This window comes from Eisenibacter elegans DSM 3317 (assembly GCF_000430505.1).
Taxonomy (GTDB): Bacteria; Bacteroidota; Bacteroidia; order Cytophagales; family Microscillaceae; genus Eisenibacter; species Eisenibacter elegans.
In genome coordinates this window covers 627,097-648,905 of record NZ_AUMD01000011.1, presented here as the reverse complement: position 1 = coordinate 648,905, position 21,809 = coordinate 627,097, and the positions used below count along the sequence as shown (strand labels likewise).

The window sequence follows — 21,809 nt, the reverse complement described above, 5'->3', positions numbered from 1 at the left end:
TGGTCTGCACTGTAATCAATACCAGATTATTTTGATAATTGATACGCTTTGCCACCAGATGGTAAGCCTGTATTCTACAAACCTATATTAAACATCGACAAACCTCGGTATTTTAAAGACTACGAAACCAGTTTCAATTTAATAACTCAGGGTTATACTTTAATGTACAATAAATTTCTGCGAAAAGCGGTGCTCACCTGACTTCGTTTCGACGATGTAAGCTCCCGTACTTAATTTGACCGGAAAGCGCACATCTCCCTGCCAAAAGCCCGCAGCATCTGTTTGAAGACTCAGCTGATGTATCCTATTGCCACTGATACTCACAAAGTTGACTTGTACGGTGGCGTTGGGTGTATCGTGCAAGCGTAATTGCACAAAATACCCATCCGAAGGGTTGGGCAAGACTTGTAGCCCTATGTCAGGTCTGAGGCTTACCGACACAATCCTCTGTGGGTTTGCCTGTCCGGAAATGTCTACCTGTACCAAACGGTAGTAAGAAGTACCAGCCAGTGGCGCATCATCGACATGTTGATAGCGGCGCACCCCGATAGGACTTGTATCGGGCAGTACTCGTGCGAAGGGCTCAAACCGCTCTCCATCGCCGGAGCGCTCCAAGACAAACATTTGGTTGTTTTGCTCATAAGCCGTACTCCAGTCGAGCTGCACAGCGCGGTCGTTATTGATGGCTCTAGCGTCAAAGTTGATGAGCGTAACAGGCAGCGGTGTAGACGCTAAGGTAATCACGAAAGGACTAAAGCGTCGCACACCTAAAGCCTGCACGGCTCCTACCCCAGTGGTTACGCCGTTGGCTCCTCCAGAGAAGGGACTTTCCCAGTCGTTGAAACTGGCTTCAAATTTCTGAACTGCCAGCTGTTCTGTGTTGGCAGGTGCTGGAAGTGTGTTCTCTACCCCTCGATAACGGAAGGTAATGTCCACGCCGGGTGCGGGCAAAGGGTTGACACTAGAGGTGATGTTCCACCAACGGTCTACCACAAAGAGCGGTCCGCCACCAACAACACTGTTCATATTGGTACCAGTGGCATAGGGCACATTATTAAATGTTGCTGTAGCGCGGGTAGCCACACAAAAGCGGGTGTTGGTCGTAATCGCTGTTTTGTGAATGCTCAAGGGGATATAGCCATCGGCATTGGGCGCAGTACCGAAGGGATAGACATAGGTTCCGGTGGTGGTTCCGGTTTCCCAACAAACGATGCTTGTATTGTTGGCCGCATTGGTTTCGCTACGGATAAAGGCGTTGTTCTCCCGCACGATAGCCGTTGTTGCGGGGTTGGTAATGGTGAGTGTGCGCGTGTTAAGATTCAACTCTCCATTGGTCAAGCGCAATTGTCCATTGATTGTAATGGGGCTATTGAGTTGCACCTGATGCGCCAGCTTATTCACGACCAAGTTGTAAAAAGCTCCTGTGCCTGACACCTGCACGGTGATGTCATTGGGAGTAGTGTTGTGTTGTAAGGTAATGGTACTGTTGTTCGCTACCAATATCCCCTCTTGCAAGTAACTGCCGTGTACTTCTAGCGTGCGCGTGCCTAGAATGGTCAGGGTAGCACCTGCGGCAATCTGTAAGTCCTTAGTAACAGCCCCCTCCTCATCAATAATGGGCATGAACGTTACCCCAGCTCCGGGAATGACCACATCCGTAGTGGCGGTAGGTACTTGTGGGCACCAGTTGAGGGCGTTGAACCAATCGCTGCTCACCCCACCCCTCCAGACAGACTGTGTGGTAGAGCCAAGCAAAAAGCCTATGCTTATCTGTCCATAGGAGTTTCCTGTACCTTCTTGTATCACCAACTCTACATTTGAGGATTCGTCCAACAATCCCTCCCACACATTGGGCGTAAAACCAGCCACTGCTGAAGCTGCTACTTGCACTCCATTGATACGCAAGACAAACCGGTCGTCGCGCCCTACACTGATGACATAAAAGCCACAAGGAAAATTGGTGCGCCTAAACGAGATGGAGTGGTTGTCGTTCCCTATGGCACAGCCTATGTATGCCGCAGAGCCGTCGGGGAGGGTGGTGGTTGCTGCGGAAGGGCTGAGATTTTGCGCCCAGCGCGAGCGCGAGTCAAAGCTTAAGCTTTTGTGAGTGTAGTGCCCCCGATATATGGCGTTGCCCGGGTCGGTAATCAGTGCGCCATCGTAACTATGTGCAATCCATTCGTCATTCCCAAACTCCGTGCCTGCGAGCGTAGGTCCCAGCACGGTAATGGTAATCGTTTGGGCGATGGTTGCGCAATTGTTGTTCCCCTCCAGCCTGTAAGTCGTCGTTGTCGTAGGGCTGACTGTCAGGTTAAGCCCTGTACCCAGCAGGTTGCCACCAGTGGCAGCATCATACCAAGCATAAGTATTGGCGCCACTGGCGGTAAGGTTTACACTCCCACCAACGCAGATAGTCGTTGCTGAAGCGACAATCGCCGGACTAGGCAGCGGATCCACCCGTATGTTGAGGGTTTTGTCTACCACACAACCCGAAGCTGGATCGGTAAACCGATAACGGATTGTAGCCGGATTGGGGCTGGGGGTATTGTCGGCTGTAATAACAGCGCCGGTGGCATTGGGCGTGATGGTAAAATCAGCCGGGCTGCCCGTAATCACAGACCAGCTGACAGGCGTAGCCGCGCCTTGGCCTGTAGGGTCTCCGGCAGCGTTGAAAAAGCGTTGTACCGGTAGCGGATTTAGGACGGCGGTAGTGCTCGTGCCTTGGCATATCGTAACCGTTGCCGGGCTGGTCAGTGGCTGTAGCTCTGAGACGATTGTAGTAAACTCCAAGCTGCCTCGGGAGTTGCCGGTTCCTTCGCGCCAACGAAACTCCACCGTGGAGCCTGCACCCAAAAAGCCCTCCCAAGCCGTAACGGCAGTGGTCGATGAGCTAAGCCGTTCCCAAACAACAACCCCATTGACTAGCAGGTAACCTTGGTCGTCATTCTGACGGGTGGTGATGCGGTAATACCCACAAGGAAAGTTACGGCGGCGGTAGCTGACCGAATGTTGGTCTACAGGCACTGTACAGCTCAGTGGACTGGTATAGGGCAACCCCGAAGCAGCGTTTGCGCTCGAAGGGCTGCCGGCAATCGGCCAACGATCAGAGGCGCTAAAGCTGAGGTTGTTTTCAGTATAATAGCCATAATAGCGATCAAAATTATTCCCATCATAACAGGCCACAAACCAAAAACCATCGCCAAAAGTACCGGGGTCGGTAGGGGCAGGATTTACATTGATGGTGAAAGTAGTTGTCGTATTGGTACAGCCATCACTACCAATAACATTGTAGGTAGTCGTAACCAAGGGGTTGAGCGTAACGGTAGCGCCCATAGCTACTTGTACATTGGTCGCGGCATTACGCCAAGAATAGGTGGTAGCGCCCGTGGCCGTAAGGGTAACACGCTCCCCTGCGCAGATGGTCGGACTGGTAGGCGTAACGGCGACAGAGGGAGGAGGCGCTAAAGCCACGACAACATTGGTCGAGATAGAACAACCGTTGGTATTGTGTGTGGCTGTGAGGGTGTAGGTGCCGTGCCCCCCGATGGCTGTGGTCATCGAAGTCCCATCAGCATTAGTAGTAAACCCTGCGGGGCCACTCCAAGTAAAGGTGTAGGCCGTAGGGTTTACCCTAAAGTCTATTGGGTTGTTAGCGGTAGTGCTAGTGATTAGGTTTACCGTCCGTTGGGTATTGGCGCAAATAGGCAACACAGGCTGCACCACCAAGGCTTCAGGAGCCAATATGTTGAAGGTGGCCTGAAAGCGGGAGTTGACATTGGGCGCAGTGTCATCATACCACCGGATTTCCATCTCCGTATTGGGGCCCAAAAGCCCACGCCAGCGGTTGTTGATTGTGCCGCTACCGGTATTGGTAGCTACTACTACCCCATCGATAAGGATTTGATACGTGTCTGTGCGGATAATGTCGACTTGATAAAATCCACAAGGAAAGCCACGGCGTTTGTAGCTCACAGAATGAAAATCTAGCGCTACATCACAACCTTGATAAGCAGCGCCTCCAGTAGCATTGGCCACACTAGGGGTGTTGCCCTGTGCCCAACGTGCTGCGGAGTTGAAGCTCAAGTTGGTTTCGGTATAAAACCCACGGTACTCGGCTGTTCCGGCCAAAATATTCCCATCAAAAGCATATACCCGCCATTCGTTATTGCCAAACACACTGGGGTCGCCGGCTTGTGCCGAGATGCGGATAGCCACACTCGTGTTGCCACTCATCACTGCCGGGTCTTCTGCCCGTACCCTGATGCGATAGTTGTTGCCGGTGGGGATACTCACTGGTACCGTACCTACGATGGTGCCATTGGTAGTGCCAATGAGTGTACCGATGGCTATTGGGCTGGCAAAACTACCGGCTGCGTCCGAAAGCTCTGCCGTAAAAAAGTTGCCGGGCTGAAAGCCTGCCGTAGCTGTAATCGGGATGAGAATAGTAGAGCCGGAGCACACTGTAGTGGGACTGACTGTTCCTACCGTGATGGTTTGTGCAGATACTGTCCCGATCACATTCCAATAAAACAAGCTCAATACAAACACAAAGAATATTGTTGAGCCCAAAGATTTACGAGCACCTTTCATACAATATGAGGTGATTTTAAGTATATGTGATTTTTTAGTAAGTTTTTGGCTTTTTACAAATCGCAGCCAAATTGCTCTACAAGCACTGTATACGTGAAAACATTAGCACGGTAACCAAGTAAAAATACACAATAGTCAACTATTACAATTAATGTGCTGATTTTTAGCTATTTACAAAAAGTAAGTAGCCGAAAATACTGTTTTCATTTTATATTATCTTCTCAAAACACAAAGCCAAATCTGCTTATTATGTTCTTCTGCTTATTATGTTCTTCGATAACTAGCAGAGTAAGCGATTGGCTCTTTAATAAAAATTTAATTTTGATAAGATTGTATTCTCAAAAATAACAACTACAAACAAAGCTTACAGTCATATAATCCAACTGTATTAGTGTAATGAAACAAAATTTAAAGCTATTTCGAAGACATATCGTCGGGTATTTTCTCTCCGGATTTATATAATTGAAGGACTCGCCAGCGTTGGCTCATCACCGCCTGCGTTTGTATTTCCACAGACGGTGTTATACCAAGATTCACAAGATTTGATTTTCTTGATTATCAAGGATTTTCAGCACACACATTTCTCAAACCAATTGTGGTTGAATATAGATTTCATACATTCGGCCAAGCTCTGCGTGTTGTTATTAAAAAGCAGCCTGTCTTTGGGGCATATTCCAGCGGATGGCCATAGAACTAAAGTTGGTGCGGTCGGCAATGGAGAGGTCTGGCACATCGTTGCGTCTGATGACCTGTACCAAATCTACAAAGAGATTGTGTCGTACTTGATAGCTAGCCGTCAGTTGTGCCATTAGCCAGCGGCGTTCAAAGCCTTGGGTGAGCGTATTGCCAAACTCTTGTACAAAATCGCCGTTGTTTCGGAAGATGTCCGAGCCCCAGTTGTTGCCGTCCGGCCCGTCTATACCTTGGCGAGCAATAAAGGCCTTGGCCTGTAGCTGTAGGCGTGGTAGGGGTTGATAACGCACAATGGCGATGCCTTCATAAAAATTTGCTCCCAGCGGATGCGCCAGTTCCTGCTGGTAGTGGCTTTGCTCGCGGTAGGTGAAGTTGTGCGAATAGGTATAGGGGCGTGCCATATTGGCCTCCAGTTGGAGGTCGAGGTTACGGATACCGGCCACGTTGATGTATTTCAGCCCTCCTTGTAGGGCATATTTGTTGCCGCGCCAGCCTCTGTTGCTTCTCAGCTCCGACACCACGAGCTCGCCCAAATACACCTGTCCGTAGAGTTGAAGGCGCTTCCAGAGATTCCATCGGAAATCCAGCCCCACCCCTACATTGTCGGGGCTGCCAAGTTGTTGTTCTACAAAACGGTAAAAAATCACAGGGTTGAGATAAGCCAAATCAATCCCTCCGCTGCCCCGCCCATTGGTGAGGTTGGTTGTATCGGCACGACTGAGGATGACCTGCTCATAAACTCCGATGTTGAGCTTGGGCGTAAGGTCGAAGCTGAGGTGGTGCATCACCATAAACTTTTGTGGGTAAAAACCATCCGCATTGAAAGCCTCGGCCGTCATTTGCGCAAAAATGCTTTGGTACTTGAATTTCCACGCTTGGGTATTGAGGCGCAAAAAAGTATAGTTGGCCGCATTGTCCGACAGTGCCAACGAACGATAGCCATTGCCTATGAAGAGTTTGTCGTGGCCAAATTGCAAATCGATGAGGTTGGGGAGGATATCAAAGGTCAAGTAGCCGCGTGCGGTCAAGAAATCGACCTTGGTTTCGCCGGGTTTTTGCTTGAAATAGCCCTCGCCGGGCATCGCACCTTGGCGGGCAATACGCTCATTGACATAGCCCGGCAACTCGGCCTGTGTGTCTGTTACGTAGCTGTAAAAAGACACCCTGCGGCCTATACTCCCACGCAGCTCCACACCTCGGGTATTGGTATAGAGCCATTGGTCGCGGCCTTGCTCGCGGCCTAGGCGTACATCCAACACCGGACGGATGACCAACTCAAAGTCTTTGTCGCGATAGTGGTAGAGATCTGATTTTTTCTCAAAAAATATCTTCCAAATCGGGCGGCGCGCCTCAGCGGCATTGCCCTCGCTCCATTCGTGGTTATCGATTTGGAGGTAGGTCAAGTTGAACTTATCCGCACGGCTCCAGTTATCTTCAGACAATAAGAGGCTATCGGCCATTTGTGCTAAGGCTTTGCGCTCCAAAGGCTGCGCACTGCTTTGTAGACGAGGCTGAAACGAACCTGAAAGGATTTCGTAGCGCTCGGCCAAATGTTTGTAATTCGCATCGACAGGGGTGTAGAGTCGTTGGGCAGTAGCCGAAAAACTGCCCACATATAGCAGCAACAGGCTTAAAAAGCTGATTTGTAGCAATCGCATAAGTTTACACAGTTGGATTGAGGGGCGAAGTTATGCCAAGATTTATTTGATTTGATGGTTTTCGTGATTTGATTTTCGATGCTTCCTTGATTTTCTTGATTCTCAGAGATTTTCAACATACACATGTCCCACACCACTGGGCATTTCCCCAAATCCCACGGCGGGCTAAGTCATATATTACCCTCCAAATAAGGCCTCAGCTTATCTTGGAGTTGGAGCTCCGAGATGCTTTTCCCAAAATATCCAGTGGCATATACATTTCCCCAACTAAATTTGATGGGGTATAATTTCCATTGAGTCCACAACATAAATGCCAAGCTTTATTTTGCATCACCAAGGATTTGCGTATTTTAGTAGCCGGCTGTGTAGGCAAACCCAAAAATGACACCCCGCCCCTTGCCTACCCTGTTGGATAAGCGCTGTTTTTCTTAAATTTATTGTACTTTTCTGTTATTTTTTGGTATTTATCAAATTTTTCAGAAAAAACTTAGCAATAACTGTACCAAAAACTAGTCTTATCCGTAAATTGGGGAAAAAAGAACAAAAGGCACTGAAACTATGTCCAAACTCGGCATTAACCAAACCCAAAAGCTCACTACCACCCTCTCCCCTCAACAAATTCAGTTTATCAAGCTCTTACAAATACCGACCGCAGAGCTAAACACCCGCATTGAGGAGGAACTAGAAATCAATCCCGCTCTCGAAGAAGGAAAAGAGGAGGAGGATATGGCTGACAGCGAATATGATGATGATGACCCGCTCGACGACTATGACGAGTACGAAGACAATGACCCGCTCGACGACATCAGCATCGAAGATTACCTCAATGAAGAGGAGCTCCACGGCTATAAAATGCATGGCGATGGCAATGGCCAGCGCGAAGAAGAGCGTGAAATCCCTATTCCGAGCTTGCCCACGCTCAACGAAGGGCTATTATCGCAGTTGTCATTCTTGGGCTTGGATGACCATCACCGCGCCATTGGCAGGCAGATTATCGGCAGCCTAGATGATGACGGCTACCTGCGTCGCCCACTCGAAGCCATTGTCAATGACTTGGCTTTTGGCCAAAACCTCATCACTACCGAAGAAGAGGTAGAGGAGATGCTCAAGAAAATTCAGTATTTTGACCCACCCGGCATTGGTGCCCGCGACCTGCGCGAATGCTTGCTCATACAGCTCAAACGCAAAGATGAAGACCTCGAAACCAACGCCCTAGCCATCCGCATCTTGGATAGCTGCTTTGAGGAGTTTACCAAAAAACATTACGACAAAATCAAAAAACGGGTCGGCCTTGATGAAGACCAGCTCAAGGCAGCCATCGGGGTCATTACCAAGCTCAACCCCAAACCCGGCGATATCTCTACGTCTTTTGCCCGTAGGCAATACATCATCCCTGATTTTATCTTGGTCAATAACAACAACAAACTTGAGCTGAGTCTCAACTCACGCAATGCGCCAGAGCTGAAAATCAACCATACCTATGCCGAAATGCTGGACTCTTACAGCAAGAGTGTCAAAAAAGACAAACAGACCCGAGAGGCTGTCTCGTTTGTCAAACAAAAGATTGATGCGGCCAAATGGTTTATTGATGCCATCAAACAACGGCAGCAAACCCTGCTACGCACGATGAACGCCATTATTGAGTACCAATACGAGTTTTTCTTGGATGGCGACGAGAGCAAGTTCAAGCCAATGATTCTCAAAGATATAGCCGACAAAATCAATATGGATATCTCTACCATCTCGCGTGTGGCCAATAGCAAGTCTATCCAAACTGATTTTGGCATTTACCCGCTCAAATACTTCTTCTCTGAAGGGATTGCGACCGACTCAGGCGAGGATGTCAGCAGCCGAGAAGTCAAAAACGCGCTCAAAGAGCTGGTAGACAACGAAGACAAACGCAAACCTCTCTCCGATGATAAGCTCGAAAAAGCACTACAACAAAAAGGCTACAAAATAGCCCGCCGTACTGTAGCCAAATACCGCGAGCAGCTCGGTATCCCCGTGGCCCGCCTCCGCAAAGAACTATAAACAACACACAATAAACCAAACTTTAGCCCTATTTTTGGGGTTTTGTAAATATTCGGCAGCTTATTTGCAGGCTTAATCTGCCTACATTATTTACTGCCCAATGACGACATCAAACCCTACTGTATACACCTTGAACGACACCCCTACCCCTTCCGAACAACCGCCCTCAGGTCTAGAAGCGCCCTCGCTCTCGTGGCAGGCGGCTTACCAAGGTTATCGCCCTGCCGACTGGGTCGCCTTGGGGCTTTCAGTGGTTTTTCACCCCCTTGGTCTGACAAGCCTCTTTGTGGGACTGCTGATTGCTTTTTATCCTGATAAACTGACCTACCAAGGCGGATATTTCAGCCAAATTACCCTTTGGAAGCTTTGGCTGATGCTCTGGCTGACGACCTTCATGATGCCTATGCTGAGCCTCTTGGTCTTCTACCTCTTTCATTATATCAACGACCTCGGAATGCCCAAGCTCGAAGAACGCCGGATGCCCTTTGCCCTGACAACACTCTTCTATGGCATTGCCGCCTATTTGTTTTATGAGCGTGTGCCTGTATTGCCGCTCATCTCTTGGATACTCATCGCCGTAACGCTAGTACTGGCCTTGGTAACAGTGGTCAGCTTCTGGTGGAAAATCAGCGCCCACAGCGCCGCTATGGGAGGGATTGTAGGTCTGTTTTTGGCGCTCAGCCAACAACAACCTGACGGCGCACTGCTAGTGCCACTGGCACTGACTTTCTTTCTTGGAGGGGCTGTCATGAGCGCCCGCTTACAACTCAATGCCCACACGCCAATGCAAGTAGGTATCGGAGCCCTACTAGGGATGAACTGCTGCTTTCTGGTGCTGACCTATTTTTTACGCACCTGATAGTGAGCTTGTTATAAAAATTTTCTAAAATCACTTGCACAACCCAAAAAAAGGGTAGATATTTGCATTCCCAAAACGATGATAGGGACACAAAATAATGGCCTCGTAGCTCAATTGAATAGAGCATCTGACTACGGATCAGAAGGTTCCAGGTTTGAATCCTGGCGAGGTCACTAAAGCCAAAAAGGACTTTATACCTTATCATCATCCGGCCTCGTAGCTCAATTGAATAGAGCATCTGACTACGGATCAGAAGGTTCCAGGTTTGAATCCTGGCGAGGTCACTAAAGCCACTGACAATGTCGGTGGCTTTTTTCGTTGGTCTGGGCTTGTTAGAGCGAAAAACGCAACTTGGCCAAGACTTGTGAGGGGCGTAGCATAAAATTAGTTTCGATGTATCGAAACGCCTCAATGTGAAGTGTCTGATAACTGAGATTGTTAAAGATATTACGCCACTGAATCTCAAAATCAATTTTTGTGCCCCAAAAAGTATGTCGGTAGGTCAAGTCAGCAAATAGGTTTTGGGTGTTTTCGCTAAAAAGCGTATTCTGGATGTATTCGGTATTTAGACCGATATAGTGCTTCTCTTTGGGGTATATGTGTAACTGAAATAATTGACTTTGTAACACAGCTGTGTTGTTGGGGCTATCATCTATTCGATTGCGTGCAATCTGCCAACTACTTTTGAGTTCGGTAGACAGCCACTGGGTAAGGTCTAAGTTGAGTTTGGCGTGAAGTTGCAAAGACTGGTTGTAAATGTTTGCTAAACGTTCGTTGAGGACTTGCTCTAGGCTGCTGGTCATAAAATTGGTGCCAATCCCTACGTTGGCATTCCACCGATTGACATATTTGTTGGCACGAAATACCAGCAACTGTGTTGTTTGAAAATTACCCTGTTCCAATGCCTCTAAGGTGATAGCTCCGTTAGTGTCTATGTTGGTTACAAAAAGCAGGTTTTGTCGGGTAAGGTTGTAAGTATAAGACAGATTCCAAAATAATGCCTTGAGTGGGTTTTTGTAGGTTACCGCTGCACCAAGGTTATGATTTAAACGCTCCGGCAGGGCTGTGTTAATACGCTGTAATTGGCGGTAGTCTTTGAGTAGAAAAGCATAATACAACTCTTGTACTACCCCAAACTGATTGCCCAACCCTGTTGTAAGGTTGAGTTTCCAAAACATACTCTCAAACACAACGTTGGCTTTTGGTTCAAAAGTAAGCTGCGAGAGCGCTTGCCCTGCCTCCAAAGAGCGGTCTTGGAGATGGTATAGATGCCAATTAAGGGGTAGATCTAGTTCCATCCGCCATTTTTTGTGCCTAAACTGTGTCTGTATGGCTGCATAGCTCTTGCTATGAAGCCACTGTAAGCGGTTGGCAAAATCAGGAGCTGCTTGGCTTTGCTCGTTGACCAACAACTCCGTGTTTAAGGCCTGATTTTCGATCACAAAACCTACTCTAGGGCTAAAAACGAAGGTTTTCCAAGTTCTGCTAAAACCAAGGCTATTGTCGGTGTATAAGCGCTTGAGCAGGACATCTTGCCGTAACCTCTCGTAGGGGTTTCCGGTGTTGAGGGCTACTTCGAACTGCCCCGGACTGACTACTAGGCTTTGTGGTGTTTGGCTCAGGCTAACATACGATTTGAGTGTAATAAGCTGCTTGCCCCAAGGTCTGATGCTCTTGAAACGGTTGGAAAGTCGAAAGTACGGATTGCTGAGTTGTTGTGTGATGGCTTGCTCATTGAGCAGGAGACTGCCCTGTTGGCTATCCCAATATCCTTGAAACTGTAGGCTGTTTTTGAGGTACTTGTTAGAGGCATTACGCTGGAGCGTCAGGTCGGTTTCCACACTGTGGATATGCTGGCGGTTGTACTGCTCTTCGCGCAGTCCAAAGGTGTCTGTAGAGGTAAAAAGCAGTGTTTGATTGAAGCCCTCCTGCCATTGTAAGTCGTTGAGATATGCGGCATTGAGGCGTAGTTCGTAGTCCTTACCCAGCTTTCGAAGAACATTGGTACTTAGCAGGCGGGTCTGGTTATCGAGCCATCGATTGTCTGCAAAGTTTGGGGTATTGAGTGTTTGTATGGCAAGCCAATCTTGTTTTTCTTCTACCAGTTTTTGTTCGAGCAAATCTTCGATTGTGAGGGTTTTAAGTTGTTCAGCGATATTGTACCCTGAGTTGTTGCTCTGGTAAGTACTTAACATCTGTTGTTTTTTGCTGAAAAGCATAGGGGTAATATTGGTCTCCCATAGCAGGGGGAGCGCACCAAGTCCCAGCTCGGCTTGCCCAGTGAATGAATGCTGGTTTTTGAGTTTGATATTGAGCGCTGCTTTGTCCGAAAAAGCCACCCCGTCCAGTATCTTGATGGGCTGGTGATTTTCGAGTATTTGTACCTTGTCCACTTCTTTGTGTTGGAGGTTTTTGCTGGCAAGGTTGTATTTCCCCTCTAGCAAGTCTAATCCTTCTATATAAAACTTGTTGATGGGCTTCCCTTGATACAAGACCCGCCCATCAGCGAGTATATCAATCCCCGGCATTCGTTTGAGTACATCTGCGATGCTGCGGTCTTGAGTGTTGGCAAAAGACGCTACATCATAGCTGATGGTATCGCCATGTTGGGTGATGGGTGAGTGCTTAAGTACAACCTCTTCCAACTCCAAGGCCTGCTCGACAAGCGTAATCTGGATTTGTTGGCTTTGATTGGCGATTTGCCGGCGTTGTGGGGCATACCCCAAACTACGCACACTGAGCCACAGTTGGGTGGTCGTGGTTGATACCTGTATTTCAAAACGGCCTTGTGCATCACTAATGGCAAAGGCAAGTGGTGCAGCGGTTTCTGTTTCGGCAACCGTAACACTTGCCCCTACCAAGGGCTGCCCTGAGGTACCGGTCAGTTGGCCTGTCAGCATGGTTTGGGCTTGCATCCCGTTCACCAAGGCCAATAACATACTTAGCAATAGCCTCAAAGTATACCACCTTGCGCCCCAAATATTTTTAGAGAGTATTTTGGCTGAGTCAGTTCCTATATTTTGTAACATAAGATTCGCCTATGAGCAAGGGAGGCTTGCTGCTAATATTGTTTGCTTTGTTTCTGTGCCCACACTAATCCGGCTTGCGCTCAATGCGGTTGTTATTCCTGCTTTTTTGCTGTTGAATATTTTCTTTGGTTTTGCGCTTATCGGCTTCGGATATGAAGCCCCCACCCATCTCTAACATCGCCAAAGGGTTTGTTGAATAAGCTTCTTTCAATTCTTTGAACTGTTGATAGGTGATAGGCTTTGCGTGTGTGGCATAAGGAATGTGGATTTGTTGTTTTTTGGGAAAATGTACCACCTTCACCGCCTCAAATACATAGTGCTGTTCGTCGTCAGCAATCTGTATAATCAGGCCGGGCAAGCCGCCAAATTTATACGGCCCATCGGAGACGGGGATGTTCTCGTCAAACCACGCTGTGTAGTTACGCCCACGGAAGCTGGTGGTGGCCTTGGTCAAGACACTACCAGCTTCTGTTGTTTTTTGCTCTGCTTGGATTTGCCAAATCAGTTTGGTGGCATCCTCATACACATATAACGAAATCACGTGATTGTAAACCGTCATGCCTCCTTGCCGATACGTTTTGAGCAAGGCCTCCCTCGAACTGGGTTGCGGCATCCTCAACAAACGCTCCATCGCGCTTACGTCGTTAGGGTCTATATGGCCTTCATAAACCAAAGAATCAAGCTGCCAAGCGTAGGTGCTGATATACAGCGATTGGTTTGCTCCAGTGTAGAGATGATAAGGTTCTGTTTTAATCTTGTATGCCGAATCGGTTGAATCTGGCTGAAAGTGAAGCTCATACACTGCAAGTATTTGGTAGTCAAGTATTTGAGCTTTAGTAAGTTGTAGGGATAGTTGAAATAACAGAGGGAAGAGTATGAGTTGTTTCATCAGGTTTGGGAAAATGTTTTGAGTTTCAGCTTGTGTGTTGTAATTATCTAACAGGAAGTTTCTCTTTAGAACTTCACTTCGAAAGCTGTATTTCATAAATCTACAGAGAGCTAGCTATCGCCTCTATTTTATCGCTAAACTGCTTCCGTACGCAGACCTTACAGTAGCTTTATGCGCAAATCAAGATGGTGCAAGCCCTCATATGGTAGAGTTGGTAAAATATCTATAAAGACCAACTTCCACATCCATTAATGATAGGGCTCCCGCATCAAACTTTTTTGTGTTGTTTTTGGCTTTAATTCAATATTTTATTCTTCGTGTGTTTTCTATTGCTTTTGAAAAACCTTTAAAAAACGCTACAAACGCATTCGAATAATTGGAGTAGCAATAAGCAACCAAAGATTATTGATTTGGTGCGGAAGCCCTACATTAATGATTTCAAGTTGCGGAATTAGGGAGAATTTGATTGTTTTGTCATTTTAGCGTTCAAGACATTAAAAACTTCTTTAGTGATAAGTTTTTCATTTTTAGAAAAGGTTAATATAATAAAAACTAAAAGACGCTGAAATTAGCTATATGAAGTACTTCGATACAAATCTATACAACAAACACTAATAAAACAAAATTATTTTGTTTTTTTTAAAAACACCATAGACTATTTTTATTTCACAACAATAAGCACACTTAATAAAATTTAAATATAATCATCGTTTACCTTAAAATCTCTTACCTTACAAAAAGTAAATAGCAGGATATAGGTGACAATCGTTTTCATAGTAGCCTTAGGTGGATTTTATTGGTTGAATTGAAATACCACAAGGATTTAACAATATTTTTACTCTTATGCAAATATTAATGCTTTTTTTGATGATTGTCATTTTTTTGAATCAAAAATGTAGGTACTCCTACTTTCATACCTCATACCAAGATTTATTCGATTGTCATACTACTGGATATTTTGAAACCCTTAGTGTTTGCTTCACACACCGATACACGCTACCTTTGCAACACAGTAACTCAACTGGGGTGCTCCTTTGGCGGAGCTGAGAATATACCCATAGAACCTGATGCGGTTAGTACCGACGAAGGGAGTTGAAGACAAAAATATTTTTTGCCTTCTGACATAGGCTCTGGCCGATTCCAACGGTTTTTCTCACTTATCACAAGCGCGTGTTGGCTTCTTGTGTGCAGACCCCAATATTTCAAACTCTAACTTTACTTTCACCGATGAAAGGTTTAAATATTGGACTATGGCTCTGCTGTGTGTTTTTGTCGCTACCCTTGTGGGGACAAGGCACTACAGGCAATGTAATCGAAGGACGTGTACTAGACGAAAACGGCCAAGGGTTGGCCGGCGCAGCGGTACTGCTCCAAAACACCTACAAAGGCACTACTACTGACCATCAGGGGCGCTTCCGGCTAGGCCAGCTTCAGGCAGGCACTTACCAATTGCAAGTTTCTTTTATTGGCTATCAGCCACAGGTTTTGACCGTAAACACGGGCAGCAGTGCTGGCGAAATACGTCTAGTGCTCAGTACTACGCTCACAGAGGAGGTGCTCATCACAGCGACACGAGTGCCCGAAATCGCCCCAATGGCTTTTCAAAACATAGACCGCGCCACGATTCAGGCTCAAAACTTCGGTCAGGACTTACCTATCTTGCTCAATTTCAGCCCCTCCGTCGTAACTACCTCCGATGCAGGTGCGGGCGTAGGCTATACCGGCATGCGTATTCGAGGCTCAGATGCTACCCGAGTGAATGTAACCATCAATGGTATTCCACTCAATGATGCCGAAAGTCACGGAACATTTTTTGTCAATATGCCTGACTTTGCCTCCTCCGTAGAGAGCATCCAGATACAGCGGGGCGTGGGCAGTTCTACCAATGGGGCTGCTGCTTTTGGTGCTACAGTTGACATACAGACCAATGCCCGACGCGATACGGCCTACCTCGCTCTCGACAACAGCTACGGCGCTTTCAACACTTGGAAGCATACCCTACAGGTAGGTTCGGGTCTACTTCACGACCGCTTTACGGTCGACGCAAGGCTTTCGCGCATCAGCTCGGATGGATTCATAGACAGGGCTTTTTCTGACTTGCGCTCTTTTTATGTATCAGGGGCATATTGGGGCAAGAACAGCAGCTTGCGCCTCAATATATTTTCGGGTCAAGAACAAACCTATCAGGCTTGGTATGGCATTCCGGAAGCCAAGCTGCGCAACGATGCAGAGGGGATAGAAGCCTTCATTGTGCGCAACGGGCTCAACGCCGAACAAGCGGACAACATCCGTAACGCCAACCCGCGACGCTATAACTCTCAACTCTACGACAACGAAACCGACAATTACCAACAAGACCACTACCAATTATTTTATGACCACCAGTTCTCCCAACGTTGGTATGGACATCTGGCGCTACACTATACCAAGGGGAGGGGCTACTATGAACAATTCCGCTACAACGACCGACTGAGTGGCTACAACATCGCCCCTGTGGTGATTGGTACCGAAACCATCGAGCGCTCCGACCTCATACGCCGCCGCTGGCTCGATAATGACTTTTATGGAACTATTTTCTCTGTCAACTACCTTGCCCAACGCCTCAACTTTACCTTCGGCGGCGGGTGGAACCACTACGAAGGGGCGCACTTCGGAGAGGTTATCTGGGCGCGGTTTGCTGGCGACTCGCAAATCCGCGACCGCTACTACGACAATGATGCTACCAAAACCGACGGGCACCTCTTTGCCAAGGCTGTTTATCAGCTCAACCCTAAGCTTATGGCTTTTGCCGATATACAATGGCGGCAAGTAGGGTACAATTTTGTGGGCAAGGCCGTAGATGACAACCTCGGCGCTCGGGAGGTCGACCAAAGTGTACAGCTCAACTTCTTCAACCCCAAACTCGGCCTCACCTACCGCCACGAAGCCCATACTTTTTATGGTTCTTGGGCTGTGGGCAACAAGGAGCCTAACCGTAATGATTTTACCGAATCAAGTGCCGAAAGCCGCCCCCTTCCCGAAACCCTCCACGATTTCGAAACCGGCTATCGTTATCAAGCCCAACGCTTTGCAGCCAGCCTCAACTACTACTATATGTGGTACCAAAACCAACTCCTGCTCACGGGGCAGGTCAATGATGTAGGGGCATACACCCGTGTCAATGTGCCTGAGAGCTACCGCACCGGCATCGAGCTAGAGCTAGCTTGGAAGCCCTCTCGCCGTTGGACGCTACAGGGTAATGCTACTTGGAGCCAAAACATCATCCGAAACTTTCGGGAGTTTGTCGACGACTTCGACAACGGAGGCCAGCAGGTTACCGAGTTTGCCCGTACCACTATTGCCTTTTCGCCTACTTGGGTGGCCTCCGCACAAGTGCTCTATAGCCCGGTCAAGGGCTTGGAAATCGGCTGGCTACACAAGTACGTCAGCGACCAATTCTTGGACAATACCCAAAATCGGGCCCGCAAGCTCGATGCCTTCTACACCCAAGACCTGCGCATACGCTATCACCTGCCCACACGCCTCATCCCAGAGGTACAGCTCGGCTTGCTTGTCAACAACATCACCAATACCTTGTATGCGCCCAACGGCTATACCTTTGCCTACATTGCCGGCGGTGAACGCATCGACGAAAACTTCTTCTACCCGATGGCCGGCACCAACTTTCTGCTTTCTGTAGGGTTGCGGTTTTAACCTTCTTAAACGGCCTTATCTTGGAAGGATTTTAGCACGTTTGGCTTCCCTTGCCTCTCTCCGTGAAGCAAGGGAATGCTTTAGACTCCAACAATAAATATATTGTTGGATATCATTTCTTCGATTCTGTCCCGTTACTCAGTTGCACTGATTTTTTTAGACTTCAAGAAGCTTTCTAACAGAAAAATACTGATTTCGTGTTTGTTGTTGCCATCGCCCACCAGTGAGTATCGTATGGCAAGGTCTGCTCTACGTGTACTTACACGTTTGAGCTTCATTTGCTCTCCTTCGAGGTCTTCCATAACTTCACCTTCTTTTAGCTGGCCAATATCATAACAAACAATCATCTTGATGTTTTTGAAGGCGTGGTTGAATTTTTTATTCGTTAAGTTCTTTTTCAGTTCCACATATCCAAACGCTGTTTCAGGTGTCCCCGACAATGGTTTAGGTTTGTAGGTGAGGTCTCTAACCAAAAAGTCTACCCCCTTGCTGCTGTTATAGTCTACAATTTCGTATGGCAATACAGCCTCTTCTTGGAACTCTTGTAATACAGCAGCCAATAAAAGCGCTACTTCACTTTCAGATGAGGGAACTAAAAACCGATTTTGGCCTATTTTCAACATCTTTGGATTTCGTTTGGCTTTTTTGATACGCTTGCTCAGCTCTGCTTTTTCTTCGTCAGCCTTTCGCTCATTTTGAGCTTCAGTTTCGATTTCCAACCACTTAACATAATCTTGATTATCACCTTCTCCGTTTTCAATGCTTCTATAAAGCTTGGCTACTTCTTTTTTTAGTGCCTTCAATCGCTCTGTTGGGGTATTTTCAATACTGCTCCGATTAGCCGTAAGTGTAAAGCCGTCATAATTAACAAATCCGTGCAACTTCGTGTATGACCCTTTTCCTTCGAGCCAATGATCAATTCGTTGTATGGGGATAAAATTCTTACAAGCCCATAAACCATAGCGATCGGCTACTTTATACTCTATTTCTTCACTACCTTGTTGTAAGCGCTCAACAAGCATCGGGTTATAAATTCGTTTTTGAGAATCTCCCTCTGCCCATATTACGATTTGAGCTTTCACTTGCGTACCCCTAGTTTCACATCACCATCTAGAACTATACGTTTGGCAAAAAACTTTTCCCAATACTTCTCCGCATTTTGCTTTACAGATAGCGGAGCCCGTATATCGCCCTCTGCGACCTTTTTAGCATATCTTTTCAATTCCTCAGTGCTGGATACTTCCTTTTCTGGGAATCGATGCCCAAAAGGTATATGCTCATAACCATCTTTACCAATTTTGAAATCATACTTCTCTTGGTCTCTAGATTCATCATAGTTTACCCCTCTGAGCTTAATAATTTTCTTGGCATTTTCTTGACTGCCAAACTCTGCCTCTACTGACCCCCAAGCAGAAAACCATAATAAATAATCTTTAACTGCCGCATGATGAAAGGTTTTATCATTCCCTGAATCATAATCATCAGTTAGGTAGCCTTGAATTGTGATGCGTGTTCCCTGTTGTTTTTTCTCTTTATGGGGTACTTCCGCAGGCTTGGTATAACTAGGGACTTCGGGTGGCGACTTTTTGGTGAGTTTATATCTAGGCATATCCATTTCACTATAATACTTCTTTCCTTCGCACCAAGACTCTAACACCAGTTTATCAGAGTTGTAGCAGATTTTCGTCCCATGCCCTTTTTCCCCAATGTATTGTTTGTTTTTGGTACCTCTTTTAGTAGAGTTGCCTAAATCAAAAAAATTGCTAAATTGCTTTGGTAGTAAGCCTTCTCCATTGTCTTCAATGACAATGTCCAACCTTTTTGTCTCTTCGTTGTTATCGAGTGTGATGATGATTTCTGTTGCTCCGGCATCATAGCTGTTTTGTACGGTCTCGCGAAATATTTCTAACGGATTAGTGAAATCAGTCATAATTTCCTTAAACTCATTGACTGATAAAACTTTGGCTTGTACAGTATCTTTCATAGGTTAGAACTAAGGGTATAAATTTTTTCGATTAAAAGTTATTCAAATCCATCGGCTTGTCCAAATTCATATCAAGATTTACTTGATTTTAGGATTCATTGGAGTTGATTTTCAGTTTTTTGGCAATAAAGCTTGAAGCGCTAAGGAATTTGCATTCCCTATAGTACTCAAACTGCAAAAAAACCATATCAGGATGCTGGTTTTGCCTTCAACCCAACAGCCACTTCCAAGCCTGCTCTTGTTCTTGTTCGGCAAAATGCCGAATGACAAACTGATTGGGCAAGTTCATATCATAAAACTTCTGGAACATCTGGTCTGCGGAAAGGTTAGAGACAAGCTCTTGGGGCATAATATGCGCATAACGTTTGACCCCTGCGGCAATCCACCCCGGGTTGAGCAACTGTGCCATATAGGTCTGCTCTTCTATGCTGATGGGATACAAAAACTGCACGCAGTGGTCATAAATACGTGTGATACTAAGCTTCTGTGTAATCCGAAGCCATTCTTCCATTTCGTAGCGGAAATCTAGTTCACCCATCCGCTCTGTCGCCGGATGCCAGCGGGTCTCCAGCAACTGCTGAGTTTCATCCACCCAATGGGTTACATAGTGTGTGTGATATGCCTCTCGCATCATAAAAATCTGATAGTAATATGTGATACTGTTTTAGCACAGTTACGAACTATTGAGCCCGATGGTTTTCTTTGATTCAAAATATTCTCCACCCTTTTGCTTCTATATTGTGTGTTTGTTGTTTTGTGCTACTATGAAATTCACATTCAAGATTTTCATCTTTAGGCTTTTATCCTAACTTTGCATAGGCTAGGAAAAACCGCTATTCCATCGTGGAATAATGATATTTTGCCTGTGCGTCTATCATACACTTTTCCTTTTGAATAACTCCAAAACACCCAATAATATGTCTACAAAATACGATTTGATTGTCATTGGTGGCGGGCCGGGAGGCTATGTAGCTGCTATCCGTGCCTCACAGCTAGGGCTCAAAGTAGCCGTAGTTGAAAAAGAGTCGCTAGGCGGTGTATGCCTCAACTGGGGCTGTATCCCTACCAAGGCCCTACTCAAGAGCGCCCAAGTATTTGAATATATCCAACACGCCGACAGCTACGGCATTCAGGTAGGTAATGCCAAAGTAAACTTTGACGGGATGGTAAAGCGCAGCCGCGAAGTAGCTGGGGGGATGAGCAAAGGGATTCAGTTTTTGTTCAAAAAGAATAAAATTGATACCCTTGAAGGCTTTGGCAAACTAATGCCCAACAAACAAGTAGAAGTAACCGACGACAAAGGTAAGAAAACCGTCTACAGTGCCGACCATATCATCTTAGCCACCGGTGGTCGTGCGCGTGAATTGCCCAACCTGCCCATCGACAACCAAAAAATCATTGGCTACCGCAAGGCGATGGTGCTGGAGCAGCAGCCTAAGTCGATGGTAGTGGTAGGCTCCGGCGCTATCGGGGTAGAGTTTGCTTATTTCTACCATACCATCGGCACACAAGTAACGATTGTAGAGTACCTGCCCAATATTGTTCCTAATGAAGACGAGGAGGTATCGAAACAGTTGGAGCGTACCTACAAAAAAATGGGGATGAACATCCTCACCAATGCCGAGGTAACAGCCGTAGACACCAAGGGCAAAGGCTGTAAGGTAAGTGTGAAGACCAAGAAGGGCGAAGAAATTCTGGAGTGTGATGTGGTACTCTCTGCCGTAGGCGTAGTCGCCAATCTCGAAGGTATCGGCCTAGAGGATGTAGGCGTTGCTACTGACAAAGGCAAGGTGCTGGTCGATGAATATTACCGTACCAATATCCCCGGAGTGTATGCCATTGGCGACATTACCCACGGCCCGGCGCTGGCACACGTAGCCTCTGCCGAAGGCATTATCTGTGTCGAAAATATCGCGGGTCATCATCCCGAGCCACTCGACTATGCCAACATCCCCGGCTGTACGTATTGCAGTCCCGAAATTGCCTCTGTCGGGATGACCGAAAAGGCCGCCCGCGATGCCGGATATGATATCAAAGTAGGTAAATTCCCTTTCTCGGCCTCTGGCAAAGCCAGTGCCGCCGGCGCCAAAGATGGCTTTGTCAAAGTAATTTTTGATGCCAAATATGGTGAGTGGTTGGGCGCTCATATGATTGGAGCCAACGTAACAGAAATGATTGCCGAAGTTGTGGTGGCGCGCCGTCTCGAAACCACCGCACACGAAATCATCAAGTCGGTACACCCACACCCTACCATGTCGGAAGCTGTAATGGAAGCCGCCGCCGCCGCCTACGGTGAGGTAATCCATATGTAAGCTCTCGGGACACACACCCCTTTCACAATATGCTACCACAGCAATAGGATAGCTCCTGTTGCTGTGGTTTT

11 protein-coding genes, 2 tRNA genes and 1 riboswitch are annotated in these 21,809 nt (G+C 46.9%); of the genes, 6 read left to right on the top strand and 7 right to left on the bottom strand.

The genetic code is table 11. The features are described from left to right. Positions 1-159 precede the first annotated feature (159 nt). Together G499_RS0103510 and G499_RS0103505 are read right to left on the bottom strand one after the other, a co-directional pair. The gene (locus G499_RS0103510; RefSeq protein WP_026998798.1) at positions 160-4,590 is read right to left on the bottom strand and encodes an Ig-like domain-containing protein; all 4,431 of its coding nucleotides are present in this window, start codon (positions 4,588-4,590) and stop codon (positions 160-162) included. A gap of 644 nt (positions 4,591-5,234) precedes the next feature. Then, entirely contained in the window at positions 5,235-6,941 is a 1,707-nt protein-coding gene (locus G499_RS0103505; RefSeq protein WP_035726309.1) for a hypothetical protein, read from the bottom strand. A 558-nt stretch (positions 6,942-7,499) separates the two neighbouring features. Here G499_RS0103505 and rpoN point away from each other — a divergent pair. The 4 genes from rpoN to G499_RS0103480 all read left to right on the top strand — a co-directional run bounded on the left by rpoN (position 7,500) and on the right by G499_RS0103480 (position 10,115). Beyond that, entirely contained in the window at positions 7,500-8,972 is a 1,473-nt protein-coding gene (gene rpoN / locus G499_RS0103495) for an RNA polymerase factor sigma-54 (RefSeq protein ID WP_026998796.1), read from the top strand. A 100-nt stretch (positions 8,973-9,072) separates the two neighbouring features. Continuing rightward, positions 9,073-9,831: a phosphatase PAP2 family protein gene (locus G499_RS18580; protein ID WP_154658298.1), complete on the top strand. Its 759-nt coding sequence runs from the start codon at positions 9,073-9,075 to the stop codon at positions 9,829-9,831. A gap of 99 nt (positions 9,832-9,930) precedes the next feature. Beyond that, a tRNA-Arg gene (locus tag G499_RS0103485) sits at positions 9,931-10,004 on the top strand. Positions 10,005-10,041: 37 nt separating this feature from the next. After that, positions 10,042-10,115: transfer RNA gene (locus tag G499_RS0103480), tRNA-Arg, on the top strand. Positions 10,116-10,163: 48 nt separating this feature from the next. Here the strand turns inward: G499_RS0103480 and G499_RS0103475 are convergent. Next, entirely contained in the window at positions 10,164-12,860 is a 2,697-nt protein-coding gene (locus G499_RS0103475) for a carboxypeptidase-like regulatory domain-containing protein (protein ID WP_051295869.1), read from the bottom strand. A 64-nt stretch (positions 12,861-12,924) separates the two neighbouring features. After that, complete coding sequence (locus G499_RS0103470; RefSeq protein ID WP_026998794.1) at positions 12,925-13,749, bottom strand: GLPGLI family protein; 825 nt, start codon at positions 13,747-13,749, stop codon at positions 12,925-12,927. A 1,012-nt stretch (positions 13,750-14,761) separates the two neighbouring features. Then, positions 14,762-14,857, top strand: a riboswitch (TPP riboswitch). Between the two features lie 119 nt (positions 14,858-14,976). Here G499_RS0103470 and G499_RS0103465 point away from each other — a divergent pair. After that, the gene (locus G499_RS0103465) at positions 14,977-17,442 is read left to right on the top strand and encodes a TonB-dependent receptor (protein ID WP_026998793.1); all 2,466 of its coding nucleotides are present in this window, start codon (positions 14,977-14,979) and stop codon (positions 17,440-17,442) included. A 134-nt stretch (positions 17,443-17,576) separates the two neighbouring features. Here G499_RS0103465 and G499_RS0103460 read toward each other — a convergent pair whose 3' ends face one another. The 3 genes from G499_RS0103460 to G499_RS0103450 form a co-directional block, all read right to left on the bottom strand. Then, positions 17,577-18,524, bottom strand: coding sequence for a hypothetical protein (locus G499_RS0103460; protein WP_161627686.1), 948 nt, complete (start codon positions 18,522-18,524; stop codon positions 17,577-17,579). Continuing rightward, complete coding sequence (locus G499_RS18575; protein ID WP_026998791.1) at positions 18,521-19,426, bottom strand: ATP-binding protein; 906 nt, start codon at positions 19,424-19,426, stop codon at positions 18,521-18,523. The genes G499_RS0103460 and G499_RS18575 overlap by 4 nt, the downstream gene beginning before the upstream one ends. A gap of 208 nt (positions 19,427-19,634) precedes the next feature. Continuing rightward, complete coding sequence (locus tag G499_RS0103450; RefSeq protein ID WP_026998790.1) at positions 19,635-20,060, bottom strand: hypothetical protein; 426 nt, start codon at positions 20,058-20,060, stop codon at positions 19,635-19,637. A 283-nt stretch (positions 20,061-20,343) separates the two neighbouring features. On the opposite strand from G499_RS0103450, the gene lpdA reads away from it, so the two are divergent. Next, the gene (gene lpdA, locus G499_RS0103445; RefSeq protein WP_026998789.1) at positions 20,344-21,738 is read left to right on the top strand and encodes a dihydrolipoyl dehydrogenase; all 1,395 of its coding nucleotides are present in this window, start codon (positions 20,344-20,346) and stop codon (positions 21,736-21,738) included. Positions 21,739-21,809 lie beyond the last annotated feature (71 nt).